Origin of the sequence: Amphritea sp. 1_MG-2023 (assembly GCF_030547545.1) — a bacterium.
GTDB lineage: Bacteria > Pseudomonadota > Gammaproteobacteria > Pseudomonadales > Balneatricaceae > Amphritea.
In genome coordinates this window covers 88609-97883 of the sequence record NZ_JAUOQE010000015.1, presented here as the reverse complement: position 1 = coordinate 97883, position 9275 = coordinate 88609, and the positions used below count along the sequence as shown (strand labels likewise).

20 protein-coding genes and 1 pseudogene are annotated in these 9275 nt (G+C 48.7%); all 21 read left to right on the top strand.

The annotated features are described in order from the left end of the window. A pseudogene (locus Q4488_RS10015) lies at window positions 1-76 on the top strand (elongation factor Tu); the annotation flags it as partial. Window positions 77-439: 363 nt separating this feature from the next. Next, a complete protein-coding gene (gene rpsJ / locus Q4488_RS10010) occupies window positions 440-751 on the top strand; it encodes a 30S ribosomal protein S10 (protein ID WP_036511965.1) in 312 nt (103 codons plus the stop codon). A gap of 102 nt (window positions 752-853) precedes the next feature. Continuing rightward, on the top strand, window positions 854-1492 hold the full coding sequence (gene rplC, locus Q4488_RS10005) for a 50S ribosomal protein L3 (protein WP_303580328.1): 639 nt from the start codon (window positions 854-856) through the stop codon (window positions 1490-1492). Window positions 1493-1503: 11 nt separating this feature from the next. Then, on the top strand, window positions 1504-2109 hold the full coding sequence (gene rplD, locus Q4488_RS10000) for a 50S ribosomal protein L4 (protein WP_303580327.1): 606 nt from the start codon (window positions 1504-1506) through the stop codon (window positions 2107-2109). Continuing rightward, window positions 2106-2402, top strand: coding sequence for a 50S ribosomal protein L23 (gene rplW, locus Q4488_RS09995; RefSeq protein ID WP_019622818.1), 297 nt, complete (start codon window positions 2106-2108; stop codon window positions 2400-2402). The genes rplD and rplW overlap by 4 nt, the downstream gene beginning before the upstream one ends. A 14-nt stretch (window positions 2403-2416) precedes the next feature. Continuing rightward, window positions 2417-3244 carry a 50S ribosomal protein L2 gene (gene rplB, locus Q4488_RS09990; protein ID WP_303580326.1) on the top strand — a complete coding sequence of 276 codons (828 nt, stop codon included), beginning with the start codon at window positions 2417-2419 and terminating at the stop codon, window positions 3242-3244. A 15-nt stretch (window positions 3245-3259) separates the two neighbouring features. Continuing rightward, on the top strand, window positions 3260-3535 hold the full coding sequence (gene rpsS / locus Q4488_RS09985; RefSeq protein ID WP_091361858.1) for a 30S ribosomal protein S19: 276 nt from the start codon (window positions 3260-3262) through the stop codon (window positions 3533-3535). A gap of 15 nt (window positions 3536-3550) precedes the next feature. Next, on the top strand, window positions 3551-3883 hold the full coding sequence (rplV, locus tag Q4488_RS09980) for a 50S ribosomal protein L22 (protein WP_303580325.1): 333 nt from the start codon (window positions 3551-3553) through the stop codon (window positions 3881-3883). A gap of 11 nt (window positions 3884-3894) precedes the next feature. Further along, window positions 3895-4581, top strand: a complete 687-nt coding sequence (gene rpsC, locus Q4488_RS09975) for a 30S ribosomal protein S3 (RefSeq protein ID WP_303580324.1) — start codon at window positions 3895-3897, stop codon at window positions 4579-4581. A 12-nt stretch (window positions 4582-4593) separates the two neighbouring features. Next, window positions 4594-5007, top strand: coding sequence for a 50S ribosomal protein L16 (gene rplP / locus Q4488_RS09970; protein WP_303580323.1), 414 nt, complete (start codon window positions 4594-4596; stop codon window positions 5005-5007). After that, a complete protein-coding gene (gene rpmC, locus Q4488_RS09965; protein ID WP_303580322.1) occupies window positions 5007-5198 on the top strand; it encodes a 50S ribosomal protein L29 in 192 nt (63 codons plus the stop codon). Before rplP ends, rpmC begins: the two co-directional genes overlap by 1 nt. Beyond that, window positions 5198-5464 (top strand): 30S ribosomal protein S17, encoded by a 267-nt coding sequence (rpsQ, locus tag Q4488_RS09960; RefSeq protein ID WP_303580331.1) that lies wholly within the window; start codon window positions 5198-5200, stop codon window positions 5462-5464. The genes rpmC and rpsQ overlap by 1 nt, the downstream gene beginning before the upstream one ends. 83 nt (window positions 5465-5547) lie before the next feature. Next, window positions 5548-5916 carry a 50S ribosomal protein L14 gene (gene rplN, locus Q4488_RS09955; RefSeq protein WP_126159344.1) on the top strand — a complete coding sequence of 123 codons (369 nt, stop codon included), beginning with the start codon at window positions 5548-5550 and terminating at the stop codon, window positions 5914-5916. Window positions 5917-6018: 102 nt separating this feature from the next. Further along, the gene (gene rplX / locus Q4488_RS09950; protein ID WP_303580321.1) at window positions 6019-6336 is read left to right on the top strand and encodes a 50S ribosomal protein L24; all 318 of its coding nucleotides are present in this window, start codon (window positions 6019-6021) and stop codon (window positions 6334-6336) included. A gap of 14 nt (window positions 6337-6350) precedes the next feature. Continuing rightward, a complete protein-coding gene (rplE, locus tag Q4488_RS09945; RefSeq protein WP_091361841.1) occupies window positions 6351-6890 on the top strand; it encodes a 50S ribosomal protein L5 in 540 nt (179 codons plus the stop codon). A gap of 10 nt (window positions 6891-6900) precedes the next feature. After that, a complete protein-coding gene (gene rpsN, locus Q4488_RS09940) occupies window positions 6901-7206 on the top strand; it encodes a 30S ribosomal protein S14 (RefSeq protein WP_303580320.1) in 306 nt (101 codons plus the stop codon). Between the two features lie 68 nt (window positions 7207-7274). After that, on the top strand, window positions 7275-7667 hold the full coding sequence (rpsH, locus tag Q4488_RS09935; RefSeq protein WP_215953576.1) for a 30S ribosomal protein S8: 393 nt from the start codon (window positions 7275-7277) through the stop codon (window positions 7665-7667). A gap of 11 nt (window positions 7668-7678) precedes the next feature. Beyond that, a complete protein-coding gene (gene rplF, locus Q4488_RS09930) occupies window positions 7679-8212 on the top strand; it encodes a 50S ribosomal protein L6 (RefSeq protein WP_303580319.1) in 534 nt (177 codons plus the stop codon). A 9-nt stretch (window positions 8213-8221) separates the two neighbouring features. Then, a complete protein-coding gene (gene rplR, locus Q4488_RS09925) occupies window positions 8222-8572 on the top strand; it encodes a 50S ribosomal protein L18 (protein WP_126159349.1) in 351 nt (116 codons plus the stop codon). 11 nt (window positions 8573-8583) lie between these two features. Then, window positions 8584-9084, top strand: coding sequence for a 30S ribosomal protein S5 (gene rpsE, locus Q4488_RS09920; protein ID WP_303580318.1), 501 nt, complete (start codon window positions 8584-8586; stop codon window positions 9082-9084). A gap of 6 nt (window positions 9085-9090) precedes the next feature. Next, a complete protein-coding gene (gene rpmD, locus Q4488_RS09915) occupies window positions 9091-9273 on the top strand; it encodes a 50S ribosomal protein L30 (protein ID WP_126159351.1) in 183 nt (60 codons plus the stop codon). The last annotated feature ends 2 nt before the right edge of the window (window positions 9274-9275 follow it).

Sequence of the window (9275 nt, the reverse complement as noted above, 5' to 3'; positions counted from 1 at the left end):
AGAAGGTCTGCGTTTTGCGATTCGTGAAGGCGGTCGTACAGTTGGTGCAGGCGTTGTAGCAAAAATCATCGAGTAATTTTTACTCTGATTAAAAAGGCTCCTTCGGGGGCCTTTTTTTGTTTTATCCTTTCGCAGCGACGTGATTTTCAGCTCGGGTCTCGATGTGGCTTGATTGAGGATCGAGGTTTTTGCTGAGGGGGTAAGCAAGTGTTGGGCGTATTTTAGTTAGCTGCGGGTGCGGTGAAACCGGATTTTCGTGGTGATTATCCCGTGAGCTGAATGATTAAATTCATTGGCAATCAAATGCCTGAGTTATAGGCTGTTTATTTAATAAACAATACAGGCTTGACTTGGGGATATAGGGTAAGTAGAATGCGCTACCCCGTTAAATGGGGTTAGGTGGCGAAAGCCTTTTTTTAATTCTAGGAATTGTGGTCAAATGCAAAACCAGAAAATCAGAATCCGTCTGAAGGCTTTTGATCATCGCCTGATTGACTCTTCCGCTCAGGAGATCGTTGAGACTGCTAAGCGGACAGGTGCTCAGGTGCATGGTCCGATCCCGCTTCCTACTCGCAAAGAGCGTTTTACCGTTCTGATCTCGCCTCACGTGAACAAAGATGCACGTGACCAATATGAGATCCGTACTCACAAACGCGTTCTAGACATCGTTGAACCAACAGAAAAAACTGTTGATGCACTGATGAAGCTAGATCTTGCTGCGGGTGTTGAAGTGCAAATTAGCTTAGGCTAATTAGACGACTGCGTAGATGAGTACATCTACGTGTGGAATGCCTTTTAGGCAGCCATAGCGGGTTTTAGCCCCGTACACAACTGGCAATGTGAGGTTTATAAGATGTCTGTATCTTTAATCGGACGTAAAGCAGGTATGACTCGTGTCTTCACAGAAGACGGCGTGTCAGTGCCAGTCACTGTCATCGAGGTGGAACCGAACCGCGTAACACAGGTTAAGACCGAAGAAACTGATGGTTATTCTGCAGTGCAGGTAACAGTTGGTTCTCGTCGTGCTAGCCGCGTTACTAAGGCCGCTGCAGGTCACTTTGCGAAAGCAGAGACCGAAGCAGGTCGTGGTTTGTGGGAGTTCCGTCTGTCAGGTGACGAAGAAGTAAATGTTGGTGATCAACTGACTGTTGAACGCTTTGAAGCGGGTCAGAAAATTGATGTAACCGGTCAATCTAAAGGTAAAGGTTTTCAGGGCGGTATTAAGCGCTGGAACTTCTCCATGCAAGATGCGACACACGGTAACTCTCTTTCTCATCGTGCTCCTGGTTCTATTGGTCAGTGTCAAACTCCTGGTCGCGTGTGGAAAGGTAAGAAGATGGCAGGGCACATGGGTGCTGAACGTGTAACCGTTCAATCCCTAGAAGTTGTTCGCATCGATGCCGAGCGCAATCTGCTGTTAGTAAAAGGCGCTGTGCCTGGTGCTACTGGCGGCGACGTAATCGTTAAATCAGCTGTTAAAGCTGGTGCCTGAGGGGGTTTGAAATGAATCTGAATCTTGCAGGAGCTGGAGGAAGCGTAGAAGTTTCCGATCTAGCATTTGGTAAAGAATTCAATGAATCACTGGTTCATCAGGTTGTTACGGCATACCTGGCCGGTGGTCGTCAAGGCACCAAGGCTCAGAAAAACCGCGCCGCTGTAAGCGGTGGTGGTGCTAAGCCATGGCGTCAAAAAGGTACTGGCCGTGCACGTGCCGGTACTATTCGTAGTCCTTTGTGGCGTACAGGTGGCGTAACATTCGCTGCTCAGCCGCGTGACCACGCTCAAAAAGTTAACAAGAAAATGTATCGCGCTGCGATGCGTTGCATCTTGTCTGAGCTGGTTCGTCAGGAGCGTCTGGTTGTTGTTGAAAACTTCCAGGTAGATGCCCCTAAGACTAAGCAGTTTGTCGCTAAGCTGACTGAGCTTGAGCTGACTAACGCGCTGTTGATCACAGAAGACGTAGAGCAGAATCTGTATCTGGCCGCACGCAACGTACCACACGTTGACGTTCGCGATGCAGCTGGCATCGATCCTGTCAGCCTGGTAGGTTTTGAGAAGGTTGTCGTGACTGTTGCTGCTCTCAAGAAAATTGAGGAGGCGTTAGCATGAACGAAGGACGCATCTATCAAGTACTGCTAGGGCCACATATCTCTGAGAAAGCAACTATCGTTGCTGAAGGTTCTCAGCAGGTTGTATTCCGTGTAGCAACTGATGCAACGAAGCCTGAAATTAAGAAGGCTGTTGAGCAGTTGTTCGACGTAAAAGTAACTGGCGTGAACGTCGTTAACGTTAAGGGCAAAACCAAGCGCACACAGCGCGGTATGGGTAAGCGCTCTGACGTTCGTAAGGCATATGTATGCCTGGCAGACGGACACGACATCGACTTCATCGATGGCGAATAAGAGGGGTTTGAATTATGGCTATTGTTAAATCTAAACCGACCTCCGCTGGGCGCCGTCATGTAGTTAAGGTTACTACGCCTGATCTACACAAGGGTAAGCCTCACGCTGCTCTGGTCGAAAAGAAAAGCAAAACCGGTGGTCGTAACACCTATGGTCGCATTACGACTCGTCACATTGGTGGCGGTCATAAGCAACACTACCGTGTTATCGATTTCCGTCGCAACAAGCTGGATATCCCTGCTACCGTTGAGCGTCTGGAATATGATCCAAACCGCTCTGCACACATCGCATTGTTGATGTACGCTGACGGTGAGCGTCGCTACATTATCGCTCCTAAGGGCGTTAAAGCTGGTGATACTCTGATATCTGGTCAGAATGCTGATATTAAACCAGGTAACTGTTTGCCACTGCGTAACATCCCTGTGGGTAGCGTGATTCACTGTATCGAGATGAAGCCAGGTAAAGGTGCGCAAATCGCACGTTCTGCTGGTACTTCCGCGCAGTTGATTGCTCGTGAAGGCGCTCACGCGACTCTGCGTTTGCGTTCAGGTGAGATGCGTAAAGTGTTGGTTGACTGCTGCGCGACACTGGGTGAGGTCGGTAATTCCGAGCACTCTCTGCGTCGTCTGGGTAAAGCTGGTGCTACGCGCTGGCGTGGTGTTCGTCCTACCGTTCGTGGTGTGGCGATGAACCCGGTAGATCACCCACATGGTGGTGGTGAAGGTCGTACATCTGGTGGTCGTCATCCTGTGACACCATGGGGCGTACCGACTAAAGGTAAGAAAACTCGTTCGAACAAGCGTACTGATAAGATGATCGTACGCCGTCGTCAAGCGAAATAATCAGAGGATACAGCTGTGCCACGTTCACTGAAGAAAGGTCCTTTTATCGACCTTCACCTGTTGAAAAAGGTAGAAGCTGCAATTGAGGCCAATGATCGTCGTCCGATCAAAACTTGGTCTCGCCGTTCTACAGTTTTTCCAAACTTCGTAGGACTGACGATTGCAGTTCATAATGGCCGTCAGCACGTACCGGTGTTTGTCACCGAGGATATGGTTGGTCATAAATTAGGCGAGTTTGCTGCTACCCGTACGTATAAGGGTCATGCTGCAGATAAGAAAGCTAAACGCTAATCGGGAGTTAAGAAAATGGAAGTAGCCGCTAAGCACAAAGGCGCCCATATCTCCGCTCAGAAAGCGCGTTTGGTTGCCGATCAAATCCGCGGGAAAGCGGTGGGTGAAGCCTTAAATATTTTGGCTTACAGCCCTCAAAAAGGTGCGGTGCTTGTTAAGAAGGTACTTGAGTCTGCTATTGCTAACGCAGAGCATAACGAAGGTGCTGATATTGACGAGTTACGCGTTTCACAAATCTTCGTTGATGAAGGTATGACCATGAAGCGCATTAGACCGCGTGCGAAGGGTCGCGCAGATCGTATTTTGAAGCGCACCTCCCACATCACCGTTAAGGTAGCTGACTGCTAGGAGATACCACTATGGGTCAGAAGGTACATCCAACAGGTATTCGTCTTGGGATTGTTAAAGATCATACTTCGGTGTGGTACGCAGACAAGAACGAATACGCTAATAAGCTGTTGAACGACCTTCAGGTACGTGAGTATCTGGAAGGCGAATTAAAAGCAGCATCTGTGAGCCGCATCGAAATTGAGCGTCCTGCACAGAATGCAAAAATCACCATTTTCACTGCCCGTCCAGGTATTGTGATTGGTAAAAAAGGTGAGGATGTCGAAAAACTGCGTAACGCTTGCTCTAAAATGATGGGCGTTCCAGTTCACATCAACATCGAAGAAATCCGTAAACCAGATCTGGATGCCAAACTGGTTGCTCAAAGCGTAGCAAGCCAGCTGGAGCGTCGTGTTATGTTCCGCCGGGCAATGAAGCGTTCTGTACAGAATGCTATGCGTCAGGGTGCTGAAGGTATCAAGATTCAGGTAGGTGGCCGTTTGGGCGGTGCAGAGATTGCGCGTTCTGAGTGGTACCGCGAAGGTCGTGTGCCATTGCACACCCTGCGTGCTGACATCGATTACGGTACTTACGAGGCGCACACTACATACGGTGTGCTTGGCATTAAAGTCTGGATCTTTAAAGGTGAGATTCTGGGTGGTATTGAAGAAGTACGCGCTCAGAGAAATGCTCAACCTAAGAAGAAAGGTTCAAAGTAGGGGTAACTATCAATGCTGCAACCTAAGAGACTTAAATTCCGCAAGGTTATGAAAGGCCGCAACCGCGGTCTGGCCGAGCGCGGTGGTTCTGTTAGCTTCGGTGAAATTGCGCTGAAAGCCACGGAGCGTGGCCGTATTACTGCTCGTCAGATTGAGGCTGCTCGTCGTACAATGACTCGTCACGTAAAGCGTGGTGGTAAAATCTGGATTCGCGTGTTCCCGGACAAGCCGATTACAGGTAAGCCGCTTGAAGTACGGATGGGTAAAGGTAAGGGTAGTGTTGAATACTGGGTTTGCCAGATCAAACCAGGTAAAGTGCTGTTCGAAATGAGCGGTGTGCCTGATGAGTTGGCGACTGAAGCATTCAATCTAGCGGCGGCTAAATTGCCGTTGGCTACCACTATTGTTAAACGGACGGTGATGTGATGAAAGCAACTGAACTGCGCGAACAATCCGCTGAAGAGCTACAGCAAACGTTGCTGGGTCTTCTGAAGGATCAGTTCAATCTGCGTATGCAGAAAGCAACTGGTCAGCTGACTCAGAATCATATGCTGGGTCAAGTGCGTCGCGATATCGCACGCGTTAAGACCATACTGAATCAGAAAGCAGGTAACTAATAATGGCCGCAGAAAAACGTACACGTACTGTGACCGGTAAAGTTATCAGCAATAAAGCTGACAAAACTATTACCGTTCTGGTTGAGCGTAAAGAGAAGCACCCGATCTACGGGAAATTCGTAACTCGCTCTACTAAGCTGCATGCGCATGACGAACAGAATGAATGCGAGATTGGAGATACAGTGACTGTTGCTGAATCCCGTCCGCTTTCAAAAAGTAAGTCTTGGACGCTCGTTAAGATTGAAGAACAGGCGGTAAAGGTGTAATATAACGCACCTTTACTTCTGGCAGGCTGTTTTTTGGGCTCGAAAGGGTAAAGGAAACAGTCTGAATTTTGGAGTATAGACCCATGATTCAAACAGAATCTATGCTTGATGTTGCTGATAACAGCGGCGCCAAGCGAGTACAGTGTATCAAGGTCCTAGGTGGCTCTCATCGTCGTTATGCCGGTGTGGGTGATATCATCAAAGTTACTGTTAAGGAAGCAATTCCTCGCGGTAAGGTGAAAAAAGGCCAGGTCCTTAATGCTGTTGTGGTACGTACCCGTAAAGGTGTTCGGCGTCCGGACGGTTCAATTATTCGCTTTGATACAAACTCAGCGGTATTATTGAACGCCAACTCCGCGCCTATCGGTACTCGTATCTTTGGCCCAGTAACTCGTGAACTTCGCTCAGAGAAGTTTATGAAAATCATTTCCCTGGCGCCTGAAGTGCTATAAAAATCTCGACTTTTACGAGTCAGGTTTTTTGCAAAAACGCTAAGTTCGAAAGGGCTTGGCGTTTTTAAGCATGAGAGGGTAGTAGGAAAGGATGGATATTTAATGCGTAAAATCATTCGTAACGACGAAGTAATCGTTATTGCAGGCAGAGATAAAGGCAAGCGCGGCACGGTATTGCGTGTTCTTGCTGATGATCGTCTGATCGTGTCTGGCATCAACATGGTTAAGAAACACACCAAGCCTAACCCAATGCTGGGCAAAGCTGGCGGTATCGTAGAGAAAGAAGCAGCGATTGCAGTATCTAATATCGCTATTTTCAACTCTGCCACCGGTAAAGGTGACCGTGTTGGTTTCAAAGTTCTGGAAGATGGCAACAAAGTCCGGATCTTCAAATCCAACGGCGAAGTTATCGCTAAGTAATAGGAGTTGATGCCATGTCTAGATTAAAAGCACTCTATAATGAGTCCGTTAAGCAGCAGTTGAAAGATGATTTGAGCTGCCCTAACGTGATGGCTGTTCCTCGCCTGACCAAAATCACCCTGAACATGGGTGTTGGTGAAGCGCTAGGTGACAAAAAACAGCTGGATAATGCCGTTGCAGAAATGCAGGCAATTGCAGGTCAAAAGCCTGTTGTAACCCTAGCTCGCAAGTCAATTGCTGGCTTTAAGGTTCGTGAAGGTTGGCCAATTGGTTGCAAGGTAACCCTGCGCGGTGAGCGTATGTGGGAATTCCTTGACCGTCTGGTTGATATCTCGATCCCTCGTATTCGTGACTTCCGTGGTCTGAACCCGAAATCTTTTGATGGTCGTGGTAACTACAGCATGGGCGTAAAAGAGCAGATTATCTTCCCTGAAATCGAATACGATAAGGTTGATAAGCTGCGTGGTATGGATATCACCATCACCACTACTGCTCGCACTAACGACGAAGGTCGTGCCCTGCTGGCAGCCCTCAACTTCCCATTCAAAAAGTAAGGGTAGAGAAATGGCTAAGGTATGTATGAAAGCGCGCGAATCAAAACGCGCAAAAACGGTTGCTAAGTATGCTGCAAAGCGTGCCGCTCTTAAAGCAATCGTTAAAAACCCGGCTTCTTCTGAAGATGAAGTTTGGGATGCACAGGTAGCTTTACAAAAGCTGCCACGTGACGCTAACCCGGTTCGCCAGGTGCGTCGTTGTCAGGTGACAGGTCGTCCACACGCTGTTTATCGTAAATTTGGTCTGAGTCGGATCAAACTGCGTGAAGCGGCTATGCGTGGTGATGTACCGGGCCTGAAAAAAGCAAGTTGGTAAGCACAGTGGTCTGGGCAGGATGATTCCCATCCTGCTACCGCATTGCGCTGCACAAAGGAAAATAAACCATGAGTATGCAAGACACTCTTGCGGATATGCTAACCCGTATTCGTAATGGTCATATGGCTGAGAAATCAGCTGTAACTATGCCTGCTTCTAAGCTGAAAGCCTCTGTTGCTGCAGTTTTGAAAGAGGAAGGTTACATTGCTGACTTCGCCGTTGAAGGCGAAGGCAAGCCAGTGATGACTGTTGAACTGAAATACTTTGAAGGCAAGCCGGTTATTGAGTCTATCCAGCGCGTTAGCCGTCCAAGTCTGCGTGTATACCGAGGCGCCAATGAGCTGCCTAAAGTATCTGGCGGTCTCGGCGTAGCTATCGTTTCCACTTCGCGTGGTGTGATGACTGATCGTGCTGCTCGTGCTGCCGGTATCGGCGGCGAAGTCATCTGTACGGTATTCTAGGAGCTGGAAATATGTCTCGAGTTGCTAAAAGTCCCGTTGTCCTACCGGCAGGTGTTGAAGCTAAGGTTGATGGTCAGCAGATCAATGTAAAGGGCGGTAACGGTGCCCTAGGTCTGTCTGTTCACCCGTCTGTAGAAGTAACCACTGAAGAGAACGTGCTCAAGTTTGCCGCACGCAACGGCAGCAAAACTGCTAATGCGCTGGCGGGTACGGCTCGCTCTTTGGTTAATAACATGGTTGTTGGTGTAAGCACTGGTTTCACTAAGAAATTATTGCTTCAGGGTGTTGGTTATCGTGCAGCCGTTAATGGCTCTACGTTGAACCTGACTCTGGGTTTCTCTCACCCAATCGATTATAAGCTACCTGAAGGTGTTGTAGCTGCAATGGAAGGCCAGACTACTATCGTGCTGACAGCAGCCGATAAGCAGGCGCTGGGCCAAGCTGCAGCCGAAATTCGTGCTTTCCGTCCACCAGAGCCTTATAAAGGTAAGGGTGTACGTTACGCTGACGAATTCGTTCGCCGTAAAGAAGCTAAGAAGAAGTAAGGTAGGGTCATGAACGAAAAGAAAACATCTCGTATTCGCCGTGCCCGCCGTGCCCGTTACAAAATGCGTGAACTGGGCGCAGTACGTCTGTGTGTAACCCGTACACCACGTCACATCTATGCACAGGTTATCTCTGCTGATGGTGGTCAGGTTTTGGCTGCAGCATCAACTGTAGAAAAAGACCTGCGTAGTGATACTACTGGTAACACTGATGCCGCTACTAAAGTAGGCACACTGATCGCTCAGCGCGCAAAAGACGCTGGCGTGACTAAGGTTGCTTTCGACCGTTCTGGTTTTAAATACCATGGACGAGTTAAAGCGTTGGCAGATGCAGCCCGTGAAGGCGGCCTGGAATTCTAAGGGGTTTGACAATGGCAAATCACGAACAGAAAGACGGTGACCTACAAGAGAAACTTGTACAGGTTAACCGTGTTGCCAAAGTAGTTAAGGGTGGTCGTATCTTCGGTTTCACCGCTTTGACTGTTGTTGGTGACGGTAATGGCCGCGTAGGCTTCGGTCGCGGTAAGGCACGTGAAGTGCCTGCAGCGATTCAAAAAGCGATGGAACAAGCGCGTCGTAACATGATCTCAGTTGATCTGAACGGCACAACTCTGCAATACCCTGTTAAAGCCCGTCACGGTGCTTCCAAGGTATACATGCAGCCTGCATCTGAAGGTACTGGTGTAATCGCCGGTGGCGCGATGCGTGCTGTACTGGAAATTGCAGGTGTTCACAACGTACTGGCTAAGTGCTACGGCTCTACAAATCCAGTCAACGTTGTTCGCGCAACTATCAACGGTCTTGCTAGCATGACATCTCCTGAAGATGTTGCTGCTAAGCGTGGTAAGTCCGTAGAAGACATCCTGGGGTAATCAACGATGGCATCTACTCTCAAGGTAACACTTGTACGCAGCACCATCGGTATCCTGCCTAAGCACAAATTGTGCGTTCAGGGTCTGGGTCTGCGCCGTATCGGTCATACTGTTGTTGTGGAAGACACTCCTTCCGTACGCGGTATGATCAACAAAGTTAACTACATGGTTCGTGTAGAAGGCGAATAAGG